The sequence below is a fragment of the Chitinophaga oryzae genome, from assembly GCF_012516375.2.
Classification (GTDB): Bacteria; Bacteroidota; Bacteroidia; order Chitinophagales; family Chitinophagaceae; genus Chitinophaga; species Chitinophaga oryzae.
Genome location: NZ_CP051204.2, coordinates 1462562 through 1482951 on the forward strand (window position 1 = coordinate 1462562; position 20390 = coordinate 1482951).

At 50.5% G+C, this 20390-nt stretch carries 14 protein-coding genes; 10 read left to right on the plus strand and 4 right to left on the minus strand.

Annotated elements, in window-relative coordinates:
• Positions 1-5: 5 nt before the first annotated feature.
• Both HF324_RS06115 and HF324_RS06120 read right to left on the minus strand, forming a co-directional pair.
• On the minus strand, positions 6-3938 hold the full coding sequence (locus HF324_RS06115) for a Pls/PosA family non-ribosomal peptide synthetase (RefSeq protein WP_168862117.1): 3933 nt from the start codon (positions 3936-3938) through the stop codon (positions 6-8).
• Between the two features lie 303 nt (positions 3939-4241).
• A complete protein-coding gene (locus HF324_RS06120; RefSeq protein ID WP_168810487.1) occupies positions 4242-4661 on the minus strand; it encodes an SRPBCC domain-containing protein in 420 nt (139 codons plus the stop codon).
• Positions 4662-5165: 504 nt separating this feature from the next.
• Here HF324_RS06120 and HF324_RS06125 point away from each other — a divergent pair.
• Together HF324_RS06125 and HF324_RS06130 are read left to right on the plus strand one after the other, a co-directional pair.
• On the plus strand, positions 5166-8294 hold the full coding sequence (locus HF324_RS06125; protein ID WP_168862118.1) for a SusC/RagA family TonB-linked outer membrane protein: 3129 nt from the start codon (positions 5166-5168) through the stop codon (positions 8292-8294).
• Between the two features lie 11 nt (positions 8295-8305).
• Complete coding sequence (locus HF324_RS06130; RefSeq protein ID WP_168810491.1) at positions 8306-9763, plus strand: RagB/SusD family nutrient uptake outer membrane protein; 1458 nt, start codon at positions 8306-8308, stop codon at positions 9761-9763.
• A 240-nt stretch (positions 9764-10003) separates the two neighbouring features.
• Here HF324_RS06130 and HF324_RS06135 read toward each other — a convergent pair whose 3' ends face one another.
• Positions 10004-10828 (minus strand): methylated-DNA--[protein]-cysteine S-methyltransferase, encoded by an 825-nt coding sequence (locus HF324_RS06135; RefSeq protein WP_168862119.1) that lies wholly within the window; start codon positions 10826-10828, stop codon positions 10004-10006.
• A 238-nt stretch (positions 10829-11066) separates the two neighbouring features.
• On the opposite strand from HF324_RS06135, the gene HF324_RS06140 reads away from it, so the two are divergent.
• Together HF324_RS06140 and HF324_RS06145 are read left to right on the plus strand one after the other, a co-directional pair.
• Positions 11067-11459, plus strand: coding sequence for a c-type cytochrome (locus tag HF324_RS06140; RefSeq protein ID WP_246269436.1), 393 nt, complete (start codon positions 11067-11069; stop codon positions 11457-11459).
• A 285-nt stretch (positions 11460-11744) separates the two neighbouring features.
• Entirely contained in the window at positions 11745-13013 is a 1269-nt protein-coding gene (locus HF324_RS06145) for a DEAD/DEAH box helicase (protein ID WP_168862120.1), read from the plus strand.
• 242 nt (positions 13014-13255) lie between these two features.
• Here HF324_RS06145 and HF324_RS06150 read toward each other — a convergent pair whose 3' ends face one another.
• Positions 13256-13471, minus strand: coding sequence for a KTSC domain-containing protein (locus HF324_RS06150; protein WP_168810499.1), 216 nt, complete (start codon positions 13469-13471; stop codon positions 13256-13258).
• A gap of 153 nt (positions 13472-13624) precedes the next feature.
• On the opposite strand from HF324_RS06150, the gene HF324_RS06155 reads away from it, so the two are divergent.
• From HF324_RS06155 to HF324_RS06180, 6 genes are all read left to right on the plus strand, one after another.
• The gene (locus HF324_RS06155) at positions 13625-14632 is read left to right on the plus strand and encodes a GlxA family transcriptional regulator (RefSeq protein WP_168810501.1); all 1008 of its coding nucleotides are present in this window, start codon (positions 13625-13627) and stop codon (positions 14630-14632) included.
• Positions 14633-14771: 139 nt separating this feature from the next.
• Entirely contained in the window at positions 14772-16676 is a 1905-nt protein-coding gene (locus HF324_RS06160) for a tetratricopeptide repeat-containing sensor histidine kinase (RefSeq protein WP_168810503.1), read from the plus strand.
• A gap of 14 nt (positions 16677-16690) precedes the next feature.
• Positions 16691-17428 (plus strand): LytR/AlgR family response regulator transcription factor, encoded by a 738-nt coding sequence (locus HF324_RS06165; protein ID WP_168810504.1) that lies wholly within the window; start codon positions 16691-16693, stop codon positions 17426-17428.
• A gap of 131 nt (positions 17429-17559) precedes the next feature.
• The gene (locus HF324_RS06170; protein WP_168862121.1) at positions 17560-18141 is read left to right on the plus strand and encodes a hypothetical protein; all 582 of its coding nucleotides are present in this window, start codon (positions 17560-17562) and stop codon (positions 18139-18141) included.
• A 53-nt stretch (positions 18142-18194) separates the two neighbouring features.
• Positions 18195-19166: a hypothetical protein gene (locus tag HF324_RS06175; RefSeq protein WP_168862122.1), complete on the plus strand. Its 972-nt coding sequence runs from the start codon at positions 18195-18197 to the stop codon at positions 19164-19166.
• Between the two features lie 5 nt (positions 19167-19171).
• On the plus strand, positions 19172-19873 hold the full coding sequence (locus HF324_RS06180; protein ID WP_168862123.1) for a hypothetical protein: 702 nt from the start codon (positions 19172-19174) through the stop codon (positions 19871-19873).
• Positions 19874-20390 lie beyond the last annotated feature (517 nt).

The following is a 20390-nucleotide window of genomic DNA, read 5'->3' on the forward strand; positions in this document are numbered from 1 at the left end:
AGTGGTTATTCTGGTCTGACCGGGCTGCCGGTCCAGTCGGTGCCAGGTTGCAGTTTTTCTCCTTTCATCACCAGTGAGAGCGGCGCGATGTTCACATCATTGCCGATTTCACTGTCGTAGAGGATGATGGTACGGGCGCCGATGCTGGTGCGTTCGCCGATTTTTATCGGGCCTATTTTCATGACGCGGTCTTCAAACAGGTGGGTCTGCGGACCGCTGTCTTCGTTGAGCGCGGCGTCGGAGCCTATTTCCACCATGTCAAATTCGGTGATGTCGGTGGTATTGAGCCACACGCGATGGCCTGTTTTTACGCCCAGGAAGCGCAGCAGTACGGGGAGCCAGGGTGTGCCCCTGAGAAAATCGAGGAGGAACGGTACCGACAGCGCTTCGTAGGTAGAGGTGGTGCCTTCGCTGCGCCATACTTTGGAAGTCCACATCGGATGCTGTACAGCGTGGTATTTGCCTGTCAGTATCCATTTCATGAATACTGTAAAGAGGAAAGCCGGCAGGCCAAGGAAGAAGAGGTAGTAGAAAGGTATTTTGAGCAGTATCTGCCACCAGGACTGTTCGGTTACCAGGTCATGTGCGTAGGCGATGAAAAGGATGCTGCAACAAATGACCATGGTTTCCGGTATCAGGATACGGACGAATTCTACCAGTCCTCTGGCCATCTTTCTTTGGGAAGAGGGGTGGGTAGTCAGTTCCGGCGGAAAGAAGTGGCTTTCCTGGCGGCGGGGCAGTGCAATGGCGGGAGAGCCGAACCAGTCGCGTGCCGTACTGCCGGCCAGCTGCTCTTTTGTGGGAGGCGTGGACAATACGCCGATCAGCATATTGGGCGGCAGCTCGTATCCCTGTGGTATGAGGGCGCTGTTACCCACAAAGCTGGTATCGTGGATGATTGTTTTTTCGAGGACCAGTTGCTGTCCGCGTACATCGGATTCACCGAGGGTAACGGCGTCGGCGATAAAGGCGCCGTTGCCGATTTCGAGCAGCGGGTGGGTGACGCTGCTGGCGGTAGACACTTCCGTGTTTTTACCGACGCGGGCGCCCAGTGCGCGGAACAGGCCGGAGATATATACTGTCGCAAAAATAGGATGGATCACGATCAATGTAAGTGACATCAGTTGGTCGGCAAACCATTTACGGACATAAAACAGGCTGTAAATGGGATAGGTGCCGGGCTTGATGCCCCATTGCAACAGGCGGGTCAGTACGACGGTCTGCGCAGTGAACAGGATGATATAACTCAGCGCCAGCGATGGCGTGATGACCATGTAGTTGAAGTTATAGTCCGGCGCTGCGTTGTCCAGCTGGTTGAGCGTGATGATGGTAGGCAACAGCGGCAGCAGGACGGTGAACGGAAATACCAGCAGGAACAGCGAGAAAATAAGGCTGTATTTTCTGCGGGTAGCTGCGGACACGGGCAGTGGCTGCGGCATCTCATCCATATTTTTCTTCACTTTCAGCTGTGCGGGGCTTCCGTACCACACTTCGCAGGTCGCTATCCGGCTGCCGGCGGGCAGGTAACTAAGGTCCTGCAGTTCGCTCCAGGGCTCCATCACGGTGTCGCCGGCGATGACAGCGCTGCTGCCGATGTAGGCGTGGTCGCCGAGGTGTACGGCGCGCAGTTTGAGCCAGCCGTCTTCCACCCATGCGTTGTTGATGACCGCCTGGGAACTGATGCTGACGTCGCTGCCGATGCTCACCAGGTCTTCCGCCCCGATAGTGACGGCTGCCAGCTGTGCGTCGGATGCTATTTTAACGCCCAGCAGCCGCAGATAGGCAGGGTAGAGGGGCGTGCCGTTAAGGAACTGGGAAGGCATGAGGCGCTGCATGGTTTTCACCAGCCACCAGCGGAAATAGTATTGTCCCCACAGCGGATAGTCGCCGGCTTTCATTTTTCCGATGATCAGCCATTTGGCGGTGATGATCAGCGCAGAGAACAGCGGCGGCAGCAGGCAGAACATGCACAGCGCGGTGATGATGGCATATCCCAGGTGACTGGTCTCCTGCTCCACATAGTAGTATCCCAGGTAAGGCAGGAATATCTGCATGGCGAACAGGCCGAAGATCGCCAGCAGGGCGATCGTTTGGGCGATCCAGCAGGCGAGATGCCGCCACCAGGGCACTTTATTGAAGCTGCGTTCTTTTTTCCCGCTGCTTTGTGGTTGCACGTTCCAGGTATCTACAAGGACCTGTAACGGGCGATGGATATAGATGTCTTTCAGTGATGCCTGCGGCACATCGGCTTCGCGGCGCAGGCGCGACACAAATGCCGCGGCCAGCAGGGAATGCCCGCCCAGGTCGGTGAAGAAGTCCTGCTGCAGGTGGATATCCTTGTCGGGGAATACTTTGGCCAGGACGGCCATAACCCTGTCCTGCAACGGAGCGTTGGCATCGATCGCTTCATGGGTAACGGGTTGTGCAAAGGCCGGCGGCAGCGGCAGGGCTTTACGGTTTATTTTTCCGCTGGGAAGGCGGGGCATTTCATCCAGCCGGAGGACGGTGCCGGGCACCATGTAAGGCGGCAGCACTTTGGCCAGGGCTGTACGGAAAAAGCTTTCCTCAAAAGGTTGCCCGTTTTCCATTGTCACATATCCTACCAGCTGGTCTTGTTCGTTGTTGTCCTTTTTCACCGCTACTGCTGCAGAGATGACGCCGTTGACGGCATTCAGGCGGTTTTCAATTTCTCCCAGTTCGATACGGTATCCGCGCAGTTTTATCTGATCGTCGAGGCGGCCCTGGAAGTCGATGCTGCCATCGGGCAGGATGATGGCCGCGTCGCCGGTGCGGTATACCATTTCGCCCGGCACCATGTCCATGGACGCTGGCTTGGGAACGAATTTTTCGCGGGTGAGTTCGGGGCGGTCGATGTAACCATGTCCGACGCCCGGGCCGGTGATCACCAGTTCCCCTCTTTCTCCGAGGGGGAGAATGTTGAGTTTATCATCTACCACCGCCATGTTGTAATTGGGCAGGGGATGGCCGATGGTAATGGTATCGCCGGGTTTGAGGGCGGCAAAGGTGGCGCTGACGGTTGTTTCCGTAGGGCCGTAGCTGTTATAAAATGTTCTTGGCGGGACGCCCCAGCGCGCCAGTACCTGTGGGGTACAGGCTTCACCGCCGGCATTGATCAGGCGGAGGGAGGGGATATCGTCTTCCATAACTGCCAGCAGGCTGGGTACTGCATGGAGGATGGTAATTTTTTCGTTGCGCAGTACGCCGCCCAGTTCATCGATGGCTTTGGCGGTCGTGCTGTCAGCCACCCAGAGGGTGGCGCCGGCGAAATAGCTGACCCATGTTTCCTCGCACCACATGTCAAAGGACACAGAGAAACCCTGGTACACCTTATCGTGGGCGGTGATGTTGAGAATGGTTTGTTCAGCTCTTACCAGGTGGCATATCTGCCGGTGGGAGATGGGGATGCCTTTGGGCTTGCCGGTGCTGCCGGACGTATACAGCACGTAGGCAATATCGTCCGGCGTGGGGCCGGCGCGGAGGGTGAATGTTTCCGCTGCCGCCGGTACCGGCGGAACAGAGAGGATGGCTGCATCGAGGCGAAGGGGTTCCTGACTGAAGCAGGCGGCGGCCTTTACTTCTGTGAGCACGCCTTCCACCCTTTCGGCAGGCATTTCGCGGTCGAGCGGAACATATGCCGCCCCGGCTTTCACGATGCCGAGGATGGCAGCGTGCAGTTCCAGCCCGCGGGGCCACCATACGCCCACCACGCTGCCCGGGCCTATGCCGCGTGCCTGCAGCATGGCTGCCACTGCATCGCTCCAGTGGTCTGTTTCAGCGTAGGAGAGGGATTGGTGTTGGAAGATCAGCGCAGTATGGTGTCCATGCGCTTTGACTGACTGCCTGAAGATATCTGCCAGTGTTTCCTGATGCAACAATTCCTGGAGCCGGGGTCCTTGTACTATACTATAGCCGTTCATAATTTTGCAGTCCCTGGTGTTCTTGGGGCCTGGTAGAACAAAGTTACAGGGTACGGTGATAGCGCTGCCTTATAATTAGCTTAAAAATAGGTTATTATAGGCGAATACAGACTTAGTGGCGTTCAACAGGCCCTGACTGTCGGTGAAACGGCGGTAGTCTCCGTCAGCAGGGCCGTTTATCTCCTATTAAAACAACGTTTTTGTTAACATTTATTTAAAGATCCTATCGCAGGGAGCTATGCCGTCCAACGCTTTTTAAATACGTGTATAACAGTAATGGGTATACGATTTTTCCGATGGCGCTTATCCTTCCAGTGTACGGCCGATAGCATCGAGGACATGTGTCCAGTAGTTCTTCATGGCTTCGCGCTCGGCGCTGTTGGCAAGCCATTCGTGATGAAAGCTGACCGTAGTTTTTTCTTTGGCCGGGATTACCCTTATCTGTAAGGTAGAGGCGTCTGTCTGTCCTTTTTGCTGCCATTTCATCCGGATCACTTTTATATCCGTAACACTGGTAACGGTGATGGTTATGCCGGAAGCGGTGGTGTAGGTGTCTCCCTTCTGAAAGGCGATATCGGCTTTGTTGTCCAGCCATACGCCGAGGACAGGCTGGGAGAAAAGTGTTTCCCAGGCGGCGGCCGGTGAAAGGGCGAAGGTGCGTCTTACTCCAATTTCCCACCCCTGGGAGGCGGTATGTCCGATAGTATTTCCAGGTGTACTCATATTTTTTATTTAAATAAAGGTAAAAAAAATATTTTGGCTCCTTTTTAATATGTAATAAATTAATTATCACTAAATTTATGGGAGATCCTGTGCGTATAAAAACAGACGGGGAAGCAGAAAGTATGACGGGGTAAAGATTTTTTTTTATTTTTATTCAGACCTGTTTACTAAGTGATCGTAGAGGATAACGATAGTATTGCAACCAGAATCTAAATCAGTGATACGTCTCGTGAAGACTGTAGCATAAAAAAACCAAAATCAGAACCGTTTTTCTTAACCAGTAAAACAAAAAAACACTAAGCGAAGTAAATCTAAATCTAGCGAAACCTGCAGCAATGCTGTAGATCTATGGCCAGAAACCGTTTAAGCTAAACCGTATTTTCAAAACTCAAACGCCATCAAATATATCATCATGATGAACGTCATGATGCTGGAGAACTATGACCAAAATCTGATCAGATCAGACTTCTTTTTTAATTTATCTAAACCAAAATCTGCAATTACATGAGGAAATTCTTACTCGTGGTAGCCAGTATGCTGTTTATAGCATCGACTTTACTGGCGCAATCCCACCGTACGGTTACAGGTAAAGTGACCGATGAGCAGGGTTCCGCTTTGCCTGGCGTATCCGTAAGCCTGCCCGGTGGTAAAACTGGTACTGTAACAGACGCCAAAGGTGCGTTTTCCCTATCTGTTCCTTCCGATGCAAAGTCATTACGCATATCCTTCGTGGGATATGAACCTAAGTCCTTACCTATTACCGGAGAGAACATGGGAACTATCAAACTGACATCAGATACAAAAGCGATATCTGAAGTAGTGGTGGTGGGATATGGTACACAACGTAAGAAGGAAGTGACGGGTAACATCGCTTCCGTGAAAGGTACGGCACTGGCCAATTTGCCGGTGCAGAGCTTTGAATCCGGTTTGGGCGGCCGTGCTGCCGGTGTACAGATCACTGTGCCCAACGGTGTTGTGAACAACCCGCCGGTGTTCAGGATCCGTGGCGTCAACTCCCTGTCTATGAGCGCCTATCCGCTGATCGTGATCGACGGGGTGCCTACCTTCAGTGGTGATGTAGGATCTACTAACGCTCCGCTGAACCCTCTGTCCAGCATCAATCCGGCTGACATCGAGTCCATTGATATCGCGAAAGATGCCGCCGCTACTGCTATCTATGGTAGCCGTGCCGCCAACGGCGTAGTACTGGTGACCACCAAGAAAGGTAAAGCCGGCCGCCCGCGCGTGATGTATGACGGCTGGGTAGGCATGACCACCCCTAACCGTTTGCCTAAACTGCTGAACGCGCAGGAGTATATCGACACAAAGAACGAAGCACTGGCCAATGCTGGTGACAGCAGGCGTTATGAGTTTAACAAAGATGCGAACGGCAATAACATCGACACCAAATGGCTGGATGTTGTTTACCGCGACAAGGCCATTTCTCACAGCCATAGCCTGAGCGTAGGCGGTGGTACGGAGAATACCAGCTATTATTTTTCTGCCGGGTATACCAAACAGGAAGGTATCCTGAAAAGAAATGATTTTATCCGCAAAAACCTGATGTTGAACGTAGACCAGAAGGTAGGAAGAATTTTTTCCGTGGGTACCAAAATGTCTTTCTCCAATGAGAACAGCCTGATCTCTGGTTCTTCCGGGTCACTGGAAGGAGAGGCTTTCAGTTCCGGCGGCCTGGCCCGTCTGGCGTTCCTCACTTCCCCGATCGTAGCACCCCACAATAACGACGGTAGCTATAATACGAATGGCGGCTCCGGCATCGGCGGCGCCAAAGGTGGTCTGAACGTGGGTATCTATAACCCCAAGATCCTGCTGGACCTCGATCACTCCAATACAGAGGCGAACCACGTACAGGGAAGCGTGTATGGTCAGCTGAAACCCTGGGAATGGCTGACTTTACGTACGCAGTACGGTATCGACTATATCCTGATGAACAACGATATTTACGCCAATAACAAAAATGGCGACGGTTACAGCTCCAACGGTGACGCTACCAGCACTTATACACAGTATAAAAGATGGATGTGGACCAACACAGCGCAGTTTGACAAAACATTTAACCAGCATAGCCTGAGTGTACTGCTGGGTTCTGAGCAGCAACGCGACCAGCGTGAACGTTATGGTATCGGTCGCCAGAACCAGATGGACCCTTACTTCAATAACTCCGAAGGCGGCTGGTTGACAGACCTGAGCAGGAATATGCTGCGCCGCGAGAACTACCTGTTGTCCTGGTTCTCCCGTCTGAACTATAACTACAAAGAGAAATATTTCGTAAGCGGAAGCGTGCGTCAGGACCAGTATTCAGCGTTTGGTGAAGACAAGAAGAAAGGTACTTTCTTCAGCGTGTCTGCCGGTTGGGAAATCACCAAAGAAGATTTCTGGGCCGACAGCAAACTGGCGAATGTGTTCTCCACCCTGAAGCTGCGTGGTAGCTATGGTAAAGTGGGTAACTATGCCGGTCTGGGCGACTATGATGCGTTGTCTCTCTACAGACCGGTGCCTTATGGCGAAAGACCTTCCCTGTACTTCAGCCAGGCGGGTAACCCTAACCTCGGATGGGAAGTAAGTAAAAAGACAGATATCGGCATCAGCTATGGTTTCCTGAACAACAGGATTACCGGTGAACTGAGCTACTACTATAACAATATCGACGGCCTGATCCTGTTTGTGCCTCAAATCCCTTCCGCCGGTATTCCTTCCACCTCTGCTATTGCCACTATTCCTGCCAACGTAGGCAAGATGTACAATAAAGGGGTGGAGTTCAGCATCAGTGCAGCTGCTGTTACTAAAAAGGACTTTACGTGGAACACCTCTTTCAACATTGCCTACAACAAAAACGAAATCACGGAGCTGGCAGGCGCCCTGGACAAGATTCCGTTTGTGACCAGTTCACTGGAACAGACGAGCGTAAACCAGGTTGGTCATCCGGCCAGTATGATTTATGTTGTTCGTTCTCATGGAGTGGACCCGCAAACCGGCAGAAGGATCTTCGTTAACAAAGCGGGGGAGGAAGTATTCTACAACCCGGTAGGTGCTGTCTTTTCTTATGCAGACGGTAAACCGGCTCCTGCTGTTGGCGCCAAAGACGCGGTGGCTTACAAGAACACCAATCCCAAGCTGATCGGCGGTTTTGAAAACACTTTCCGCTACAAAAATTTTGAGCTGAACGTGTTGCTGACTTATCAGACCGGTTTCTACGTTTACTACGGCAGCCTTGCCGGCATGAAGGACCAACGCTACTGGAACAACAGTGTGGAAGTATTGGACAGATGGAAAAATCCGGGTGATGTCAGCGAAACACCGAAGGTGGTGTATGGCGATAACATCTCCAATGGTTCTTCTTTTGCTATCAGCGCCAATGCGTTTAAAGGGGATTTCCTTAAACTCCGTACAGTGGGGCTGACTTACATACTGCCGGAGACAGCGCTTAAATCCATTCACCTGAGCGGCGCCAAGGTATATGTAAGAGGCCAGAACCTGGCTATCCTGACGAAGTATCCTGGTCCTGACCCTGAAGTATCCTCCAATGGTAACAACGCTTCCGGCCAGGGTATTGACCGTAACACCCTGGGTAATGGCCGTACTGTGACAGTGGGTTTAAATGTTAATTTCTAAAATGATCGACGATGAATAAAATTAGTGCATATATACTGGCGTTAGGTCTTACTGCTTTTGGCACCGCCTGTCAGAAAGATTTGCTGACACCAAAGCCGACAACCGATATTCCGGACTGGGAGGCATTTACGCTGAAAGAGAGGATTGCCAACGAAGCTACCGGTTTGTACACCGTGATGAAAAACGGTAAGTTCCTGGGAGGCAAGGTCCTGATCGCAAACGATGTAAGAGGAGAGGATTTTGTGAACCTGACGACCAACAACGTAACCCTGAATGCTTCCTGGAAGATGACCGCCGTAGGGGAGTCGCAGGAGATCAAGGAGATCTGGTCACAGGGATATATGGCCATTAACAATGTCAATGTATTCCTGGCCGGTATGGCCGCCAAGGGCAACGCCGTGGTGGGCGACTCACTGGCAAAGATATACGCCGGCGACGCCAAGTTCGTAAGAGGGCTGTCTTATTTCTCCCTGCTGCAGTTGTTTGCCCGCCCTTACTGGGATGGCGCCGGCAGCAAACTGGGGCTGGTACTTTTCTGGGAACCGCATACCAGGCTGGGTGACTACTCCCGTGCGCGCAGCACTGTGAAAGAGACCTATGCGCAGATCATCCGTGACCTGGACTCAGCAGAAACACTGCTGCCCAAGCTGACGGCATCTACACGATTTGCTGCCAACAAGGGCAATGCTTACAGCGCCATCGCCCTGAAGATGAAAGTGTACCTGCAAATGGGGCAGTACGATAAGGTACTGAGCGAAGGCGCCAAGCTGATTGCCGGTTCCGGCCCGTTCACTTCTCCCGCCGGTTACACGCTGGAAGCAGACCTGAAGAACCTGTACATTCCCAAATACGCTGGTAAAGAAGCGGTGATATATATGCCGTTCGGTGCTTCTCCCGGCGATTTCCCGGGTACGCAGACGCAGCTGGGCTACTATTACAGCCCTGCATCCGTAGGCGGTAATGCTGAATATGCCCTGAGCCCTAAAGGCATTATGGGAGATCCCGCATGGAAAGAGACCGATGCCAGAAGGCAGTTTATCCTGCCGGTAGGCACGCGTTCTTTCCTGGTAAAGTATTCCGGTCCGAGCCCTTACCTGGACTTTTCCCCGGTGCTGCGTTGGGCAGAAGTGCTGCTGATCCAGGCGGAAGCGATCGTGCGCCAGTCCAATACCATAGATCCTACTGCCATCGCTTTGCTGAACGCCGTACATGGACGTTCAGACCCGGGCACTGTATTTACCCCAGCCAATTTCACCAGTGCGGCTGACCTGATTGATACTATTCTGAAAGAAAAACATATTGAATTACTGGGAGAAGGCAACAGGGCGATGGAGATTATCCGGCTGGGTATTCCGTTTCCCGGTAAGAGCGCAACCGTGCTGGAAGTGAAGCCTACCGCGCCTAACTACATCTGGCCTATCTCTTCCGATGAGCTGGTGTATAACAGGCTGGCGGTGGACAACCAGTAATATCTTATTATCCTCTAATAAACAGACAGGCACTCTCTAGTGCTGGTCCTCTTTCATAAGCAAATAAGGGCTGCCCTTCACGAGTGGGCGGCCCTTTTCATTTGGGGATTTTTTGATTTTGAGATTTTTTGATTTTGGGGATGATGATATTTTAATATTTTGATATTGGGTCATTTAAAGTTCCAAAATACCAGCATCCCCAAAATCCCCAAATCAAAAAATCCCCAAATCTCTAAATGACTATCTGCTCCGTGCGGATTCCCAGCCGATCATTGCCTGTTTGCGGATGTCTCCCCAATGGTAGTGGCCAAATTCGCCGGTCGCTTTAATCACGCGATGACAGGGGATGAGGAAGGCTACGGGGTTCTGGCCTACAGCGGTGCCTACCGCCCTGGATGCTTTAGGATTATCTACGGTGGTTGCCAGTTGCTGATAGGTGGTGAGATTGCCCATGGGAATTTTCAGCAGGGCTTCCCACACTTTCAGCTGGAAGGCGGTGCCTTTCAGATGGAGTTTGATCTCCGAAAGGCGGTGTTGCTCCTGGGTGAAGACATAGAGGGCATTTTGCTGGATGAGGTCTGTCATCTGCGTAAACTGTGCATTGGGGAAGTTGGTGATCAGCTCCTGCAGGGCTTCTTCGCGGTTGTCCGCAAAAGCCATATGACAGATGCCTTTGCTGGTAGAGGCGACGAGGATATTGCCAAACGGGCTTTCCGCAAAGCTGTAATTGATGTGCAGCAATTTTCCGCCGTTTTTATACTCGCCCGGCGTCATGCTTTCTATGTTGATGAACAGGTCGTGCAGCCTGCCGGTGCCGGATAGCCCTGTTTCAAAGGCAGCGTCAAACAGTGTTGTTTTCTCTTGTTTCAGCAGTTGCTTGGCGTGATGCAATGTAAGATATTGCAGAAATTTTTTAGGTGTAACGCCCGCCCATTCACTGAACACCCGTTGAAAATGGAACGGGCTCATGTGTACGGCAGCCGCCATGTCTTTCAATTCGGGTTGTTCCCTGTAGTTGTCGTTGATATATGCAATTGCCGTGGCAATTTTATCGTAATTGTTCATGGCTTTATCATTTTAAGACAAAGTTACCCCGGCGAAAATCGGTAAAAAACCCGGAACTTGCGGATATGGCCTTCGCCGGTCCGTGTTTTACGGCGGGTAGTGCCGACTAACGCGTTTGCCCGTACGAAGATGACGGAAGCTATTTCCGTCTGTCAAAAAAAATCCCGTTACATATATAATTTTTTGTAGATTCCGTATCAGGAAGCTTTACATACTATTTAAATCCATGGTCATGAAAATGAAAAAGACATTCATGGTGGCGGCAGCTTTAACGGCGGCGGTTACCCTATGTTCACTGGCGTTGCCGCAGGAGCCGGAGAAGCCTAAAAACCTCAAAGTCTTACCCAAAAACATCAGTCACGATGAGTTGATTGCCACTATGCGCGGGTTTAACGCGGCGCTGGGCGTAAAGTGCGGCTACTGTCACGTTGCACAAAAAGATGATCCCAAGAAACTGGATTTCGCCAGCGATGATAATCAACACAAAGGCATCGCACGGGATATGATGAAGATGACCCGTCGCATCAACAAAAAGTACTTTGGAAAAGATGTGATGGCTGTGTCCTGTTACACCTGTCACCATGGTAACGAAGAGCCAAAAACCAAACCTGATGAAGCTGCGGCTAAGTAAGTCCGGCCAATGACATTGCGGAAAGGGGCCTTTTCCCCGTGGAGTTGGCCCTTTTCTATGTATAAGTCATTGAATAATAGTGTTTTTTACCCGCTTGATTTCCACATATATCCATTATCCGTGCCCTGAGGGTTTTGCTGACGGGAAAATCCGTATCTTTACGTCTGTTATGTTGAGTTCAAAGCATAAAGCACTCTCCCGAATCTTTCTTTACTGCTCTCCTCAATGCTGAACGCCGGCCATAAAGAGGCGTTTAATTTTATTACTGAAGATTATAAACACAATATGCTATTTGAGCAATTAGGGTTGATTGAGCCCATTTTAAAAGCAATTAAAAAAGAAGGTTATACCCAACCTACCCCCATACAATTACAATCCATTCCGATCGTTTTAGCAGGAAAAGACCTGTTGGGATGTGCGCAGACAGGCACCGGCAAGACCGCCGCTTTCGCCATTCCCATCCTGCAGCAGTTGTACAACACCCGCTCCGGCGTGCAAGGCGGCTATAAGCATATCCGCGCACTGGTACTGACACCTACCCGGGAACTGGCGACACAGATCGACGAAAGTTTTGAAGCGTATGGCCGGTTTACCGGATTAAAACACGACGTGATATTCGGTGGCGTGCCGCAACACCGGCAGACCATCGCGCTGCGCAACGGCACAGACGTGCTGATTGCCACGCCGGGCCGCCTGCTGGACCTGATGAACCAGGGGTATATTTACCTGGACCACCTCGAGATATTTGTACTGGACGAAGCCGACCGCATGCTGGACATGGGCTTCATCAACGATATCAAGAAGGTAGTACGTGAGCTGCCAGAACAGCGCCAGACACTGTTCTTCTCCGCTACCATGCCCCCCAATATCGCCAAGCTGGCCAACTCACTGCTGTACCACCCGGAGAAAGTAGAGATCACACCGGTGTCCACTACCGCTGAAAGAGTGGAACAGTGCGTGTTCTTCGTGAAGAAAAAAGACAAACAACAACTGCTGGACCATATCCTGCAGGACAAAAATATCAAACGCACGATCGTATTCACACAAACCAAACACGGCGCCGACCGTATCGCCAAAAACCTGCGTAAGCGTAATATCAACGCAGACGCCCTGCATGGCGACAAGTCACAGGCGTCCCGGCAGAATACGCTGGCCAATTTCAAAAATGGCCGTTTACGCGTGCTCGTTGCCACTGACATCGCTGCCAGAGGTATCGACGTGGAAGCACTGGAACATGTGATCAACTACGACCTGCCCAACGTATCAGAAACGTACGTACACCGCATAGGCCGTACCGGCCGCGCAGGAGCCACCGGCTACGCCCTCTCTTTCTGCGCCACTGAAGAGCGTCCTTTCCTCAACAGCATCAACAAACTGACCAAACAGAAGATCCCTTCCGTGCGTCATCCGTTTGAAGAATCTGCGCTGATCGAGGCTAATAACGCCGATCCGGATGCTCCGAAAGCAGAACCCAGAAGGCCAAAACCACGTAACCGTAACCGTTATGGCCGTAAAGACAAGGTGGATAAACGTGATCAGAGAATAGATTTTTAATATCCGGTTTCCCCGGGCTCACGCCCGGGGCTACGATGTTGTTCAGGCTTCTTTGATGAAGCGCTGAAAAAGGGGCTTCTAAAGCCCTTTTGTTTTTTTAGGATAGTTGAGGGGCTTTAGAAGCTCTTTTGTTTTTTTGGATAGTTGAGGGGCTTTAGAAGCCCTTTTTTTGTGTCTTTTTGGTAGTTTTTTAAGCCCCTTTTGCCGGATTTTGCCGGTGTGTAAATTAGCCTAGATGAGGCTCAGGCGTGGTCGTGCGGATCGCGGTGGCGGGAGAATTTAAATTTGTCTTTGATGTATCGGTTGAAAAAGGTGCCTTTGGACTTTGTTTTTTTCATTTCCTCATACAGGGATTCCGGTACGGCTTCATAGTCGTATACCGCCCCTGAAACAAACACAATCCGCAGTACAGCATGCAGGGCGTCGTAATGGTATGTACGGATGACAGACGACGGCATGGCTTTTCCCGGTTTTTCCGTTTTTCAGGTCTCAATTATCATACCCACAGAAATTAATTTACCGGGAACGACAGGAAAGGTTAACTTTAGGTAGTGGCAAAAGTGCCTTGCTGAAAGTTATTATTGCCATAATCATATAATTCCGGAAATCATATGCGTATTGCTATTCTCGATTATGAAAATGCCGTACCCTCCAGTGTGGCGGGCCCGGCAGACATCCTGGCCGCTATGGCGCGGACGGCGCCGTTGCTTACAGGCAGCCCTGTCAGCGTGAGGTTTGAGATAGATTTTGTGAGAGAGAAGGATGGCCAGCTCTGGCGAAGAGCCATGGGAACGGCTGTGCCGGTCAAATTGCCCAAACAGGAAGTCTATGACCTGGTGATCGTACCAGCCATGGAGTCGGACAAGATAATGCCGGTGGTGCAGCAGGAGCGGCGGCTGATCGACTGGCTGCGGCAGCAGCACCTGCAGCAGGCTGAACTGGCCAGCATCTGCGTAGGCGCATTTTTGCTGGGGGCCACCGGTCTGCTCAACGGGAAAGTGGCCACCACGCACTGGCTCTTTGCCGACCGTTTCCGGGCGTTGTACCCGGAAGTGGAAGTGCAGGATGATAAGATTATCGTTGACCAGGGCAGTATTTACACCTGTGGCGGCGCTTTCAGCTTCACTACTTTTATGATGTACCTCGTGGAGAAATTTTGCGGGCATGAAGCAGCCATCATTGCTTCCAAGATATTGATGATCAACATGCATCAACAGCCACAGGACGCTTTTTCCATTTTCCGGCTACAGCATGACCACACCGATGACCTGATCGGTAAAGCCCAGCACTTCATCGAAAAAAACTATGCAGAGGCCATCAGTATCGAGGCGCTGGCAGCCCGGCATAATATGAGCATCCGGCATTTCATCCGCCGGTTTGAGCAGGCCACAGGCAATACGCCGCTGGCCTACCTGCAACGGGTGCGTATCGAAGCTGCCAAAAAAATGCTGGAAAGCAGCCAGGAGGGCGTAGAACAGATCGCTTTCCGCTGTGGTTATGAAGATATGAGCTTCTTTCGCAAAATATTCAAGCGGTATGTGGCGATGACGCCCAAAGCCTACAAGGAAAAATACGGCCGGAACGGCCTGCGGCTGGTCACAGCCGGCATGGCCTCCTGAGCGGATATTTTACCTCCCGCCGCGAATATTTACCGGCCGTCCGCGAATATTACCCTGGCCGAAAACGAATCACATCACTCCTTAATTTTGTTCCTGTTAGCAATCGTTATCGCTTACAAGGGGACACGGATAAACGAATATGATCAAACTGTTCAATACACATAAGTTATTACTTCCCTTGTTTGTTGCCCTTTATTGGTGCGCCGGTTGCAGGATGCCGGACCAAAAGAAGGCTCCTGACAATACCGGCGTATCCGATAAAAACTATATATCCTTCATCCTTTCCGGCGATACGGCTAAAACAAAGCCGTATATGGATGGCCTCCGCGCGCTGCTGGCGCAGCTGGACTCCACGCCCGACAAAGCTGTTAACCCCTGGTACCGCTATCTGCGCGGTAACCTGTATACACTGGAAAAGAAATATGACAGCGCCTCACTCTCCTTCCGCCAGGTAGTGCCGGCCTCCAGGCAGACAGACCTGCAAACGTTAAAGGACTACGCCACGCTGAACCGAGCGTTGTCCAGCTCCGATATTGCCCAGGCTGATCTGGTAACCCGCATCCTGGAGGCCGTAAAAAGGGCGGAACAACATCAGAGTGTGTTCACCTACCGGCTGTACGACCTGCTGGCGAAATCCTACTACAACAATCAGAATGTGGCCAAGGCACTGGAGTACACGCAGCAGTACTACAATCACCATCCATTCCGCACCCATCCGAATATCCGTCAGCGTTATTTCGATATTGCCTTTCTGCTCGCCGCACGGCAACTCAATACTGCCGCTATGGAACGGTTCCTGGACAGCGCCCGACAGCTGGCGGTGCAGATAGACGACACGCTGGCGATCGCCCGCACCTACGACTATGAATCGCAGCTTTATTCCGCCCGAAAAGAGTTTGGCAAAGCCGTTGCGCCCGAGCGGCGCTATTTTAGCTACCTGCAATCGCAGCAGAAGCTGAACCTGCAGGCATTTAATAATATGGCAACCACGTTTGTACGCAATTACCAGACAGATTCGGCCATTTATTATTATAAAGCCGCTATCTTATGGGCAGGGCAGCAGCCTGAGAAAATGAACCTGCTGCTGGAATACCAGGGGTTGCATGAAGCCTACAAACAAAAAGGCGATTACAAAAATGCGCTGGAGGCTTTACATGCAGCTTTCAACATCTTTGGCCGTAACATGCAGGTCATTGAAGCTTCCAGGATAGAAGAACTGCACACCCAGTACCAGACAGAGAAAAAAGACCAGGCGATTGCGGCGTTGCAGATGAACAACGAACTGAATAAAAAGGTCATCTCCCAGCAACGCTGGATTTTCGTAGGCGTCTGCACGTTATTGGCCATCGTTGCCTTTTATGTGTATAACATCTACCGCCAGAAGCTGCTCAAAGAGAAAAACGAAAGACTGTCCATTGAAAACAAACGGCTGCTGCTGGAACAGAAGACCCGCCAGATGCAGCTGAACCCTCACTTTATCTACAACGCCATTGCCAATATGCAGGGCCTGATCAGCGCGGATAAAAAGCGGGAAGCCAACGCATACCTGGTATCTTTCTCCAAACTGATGCGCAATGTGCTGGAGCTGAACCGCCACGACCTGATAACTTTGGAGGATGAAATCAGCTCACTGAAGAACTACATCGAACTGCAGCAGATGCGTTTTGAACACACATTTTCCTACAGTATTGATACTGACGATACCGATGTGTCGTCTATCCTGATACCCCCCATGCTGGTGCAGCCATTCGTGGAAAACTCCATAGAACACGGCTTTAAGTCCATCGATTACCGCGGTATGCTGACCATCACCTTCCGCCAGGAGCAACAGCAGCTGGTGATTTGTATCGACGATAACGGCGCGGGAGAACAGGAAAAGACGCATGGCCCGCGGGAGAAAAAGTCATTGTCACGCATCATTACACAGGAACGGCTGGACCTCCTGTTCAACAAGACGACCCGCGAAGCGCACTTCGAAGCTCAGCCCAAAACAGAGGGGCAGGGCTTCCGGGCGACCATCTATCTACCTTTATTAACTGATTAAAAAAAAGATGTCCGATGACTGTTTATATACTCGAAGATGAAATCAATATCCTGAAACATATTATGGCGCTTGTGAATGAGATTCCCTACCTGCAGGTAGTGGGCTATTCCGGTGAAATTGCAAAGGCACAGGAAGAGATACCCTCGCTTCAGCCCGAGCTGATCCTGGCAGACATACAATTGAAAGACGGCAACAGCTTCACACTATTCAGCCGTATCGATGTTACCGCCAGCCAGATTATTTTTATCACCGCCTATGACCAGTATGCCTTACAGGCGCTGAACCTCGGCGCTTTCGCTTACCTGCTGAAACCGATCGAAACAACTGTTTTTGAAGAAGCGGTGGACCGTTGTTTCAAAAAAAGCGAGCAACAGAAATTCAATCAGCATCAGCTGGAAATAGCCGCCAATCATTATAAAGGCGGAACACGCCCGCGCCGCGTGGCGCTCAGGAGCGCGGAGTACACGCAGATCATCGATATAGAAGATATCATTTATTGTAAGAGCGACCGGGGATACACCACTTTCTACCTCAAGAATGGCAGTTCCATCCTTGTCTCCAAAGTACTGAAGGAATATGAAGCGCTGTTGCCGGAAGAAACGTTTATCCGTTGCCATCAGTCTTATCTTGTGAATGGAAATTACGTCAGCAAATATTACAAGGAAGGCTATCTTGAAATGTTTAACGGTGAGACGGTACCGGTATCTGACCGCAAGAGAGAGGTGGTACTCAGCTTTATCGACAAAATATAAATGCGGATATTTTTCTGCAACCGACAGATGTTGACCCGTCGTGTGCGGAAATTGATCTGCCCCAAAGCATACAGCGGTCCTTACTTAACTTTAATCACTGAAAACCGTATTTCAGAAAAAACAGTGATTCCATGGCACAAATAGCAGGAAAACGCATCATAGGACTGTTGCTGGTGTTGGTATTAATAGGATGTTATGCCGGCTACGAGCTGTTGTTGAAACCAACGCTCAACGGCGCAACGCTGATTGATAACCCAACAGGCCGGGACATAACTGTTGCGATAGACCAGGAGCAATATGTTGTTCCGGCGCGTTCTTTTTTGAGGATCACGTTAGCGGAAGGCGTACACAATATCAGCTGTGAAGCCCTGGGGATGCCGCCGCAGGAGCTGCACATGGAATTAACCTCTTATGGTGTAATTAACCCTTCGCGGTCCAAATATGTTATTTATAATACCATCTATACCAGGAAAAACCTCAGTTCCCGGTTTAAGCCCTATGCGGTGGAAGGCCGGGAAGTTTATTCTTTGCTGGGTGAGCCGGAAGTAACAAATGCGTTGTTTATCCCCGATCGTACCCTTGGCAAAGGTAACCTGGATGTAGCAGCGCCCTCCCTGAAAAGTTATCAGCAGGTGGACCAGGACTATGCTTATCTTACCAGGATTTTCCGTTTGGGCGATTTTTTTGAGTATTGTAATCAACACAATTTATGAACAGAGTATTCTACCTTCTTTATATACTGAGTTCCATCACTATATCTTCATTTATGAATAACGATGCTTCTGCGCAGTCCCTCGCCGGCCGCTATGGCGGCGTTCAGGACGGGTTCTGTCTTTTTGATAACGGGCGGTTTTTCCTGTATGGTTACGCCACACTGGTGCCAGGGACTTATCATGTGGAAAAAGACCATATCCGGTTTGTACCGGATAAGCCGGCCAATACTTTTATGGTATTCGCCCGGGAGAATAAGGACTTGCATGACAGTGTACGGATGTATTTCAACGGATTTGAACGCGGGAAAACTTTTTTACAGTTGAACAATGATAAAACACGCAGCGTATTCAATGAAGACGCGAACTGTTTTAGTCCTCCTTATGTTTATGAAGATGCCACCGTACCTTCACAGATCGCTTTTTCCCATATGGGCAGTAACTATGAGATAACGAAAACAGACCATAACACAGAGATATACACACCCGGGAAAAAGTACAACGATTTTGTATTTCTTTATCAGAAGCCTAACCGCTACCAGGAACCGTTTGTAGGTGTTGTCACCAAAGAAGAAGGAGAGACGGTGCTGCGGACGAGTCTTACGGGAAGCCGGGGCCTTCTTCATGAACCCAATGATAAGGAGGTGGAAGAAATGAGGGCTTACCTGGGCGAAGGCAAAGAGAAAAAGGAAGATGTGCTGTATGTGAACCGTTTTTACAAGTTACTGATGGAAATCGATACCGCTGAATATACCTATAATGGCGCGACAGGGCAATATACGGCGCATGGTACATCGCCGGATGGACCGGTAACGGACTACAACGATATAAGCATCCTGCATAAATATGTATTACTGACGCCGGCATCAAAAGAGAACAGGAAGCCGGAGAAGACAACATTACCGCCAGTATTTTATACTGCCTGCGGAGACCCGGAAAAATCGTACCGGTATAAGCCGCTCGACAAACCCGCCACACCACCGGAAGGGCCTATACCTACTACAACTGTACCGGTACAGATAAAATAACGGGGATGACAGCTATCAAAGAAAAGGAATTCCGTTTCCAGGGACTTGACCTGAGAACGGAGATGTGGTTGGGACTTGCGATCCTGCCCATCCTGGTCACTGTGCTGGCGGGATTGTTTTATCTTCTCAAAACGGTTTTGTCATTCAACCTATTGAAGATACCGCGTGGTCTGATCATTGTCGTGGTCCTGGGTACCAGTTTGTTTTCCATACATTGGCTGGCGAAGCTGATCCGCGACAAAACCTGGATAGTGAGGGTAACCGCTGACCGTTTATTGATCCGGTTCAGGAAGCGGCAGTTTGATATTCCGCTGGACAGCATCCGGGAAATAAAAAATTTGGGTAGTACTGAACACCGGTACCTTTCATTCTTTACCACAGATGGGCAGACGGTCCGGATACGGGTGGGTAATGGCGCCATGACGCCTTTTTCCAAAAAAGAGGACATACAGACCGTAGATGACCTGATAACGCATCTCAAGCCTTATATGGACAAGTACTTCAACAAAAAGGAACTTCGAAATAAAATTAATCAGCACCCTTTCCCGCATTGCGGCGTATATATTGTCAAGAGTGAACCACTCACTTACAGGTGGATAGAAAAGTTGACCCCGGGGCAAGTGATACTGTTGATTTTTGGCGGCGGTGTTGCTTTCATCGTGCTGCTGTTGCAGGTATTGTTTTATTACATAGACCACAAGTCATGATGGAAAAAAAACTTTCGTGTGGCATCTCATATACACCAGTGGCACAGCGGTGATGCATGATTTTATTCATCAGGCGTTTGTGCATTTTTTTCATTGGACAGGCATCTGCCGGTAGTGTCTTCCGGAAAAGGTATAGAGACGCGCGAGTATTCATTCAGATAACAATGACGGGGCAAAAAGCGTAACAGGTATATTGTGTCTTATCCATTAGACGATTCCGGATTGCTCCGGAAGCAGGACTCGAACCTGCAATCCCAATCCCCTGCGGAAGTAACCCGTTACTACGGCACCCGTCATTATTATCACAAGGTAACAAACTAAATGGGAGGTGGTTTCATTGACAGTGAAGTATCCCATTCATACGACACTTGCTTTTCTTAAATTAGTTTATAGATAACAACAGCAGGGCAAAAGAGCGCAACAGGATGGCTGTGGGCCTGCCCCCGGATTTCTCCGCTGCAGACTGCCTGCGTCCTGCCATTAGACGATCGCGGAGATCACCGCGAGCAGGAGTCGA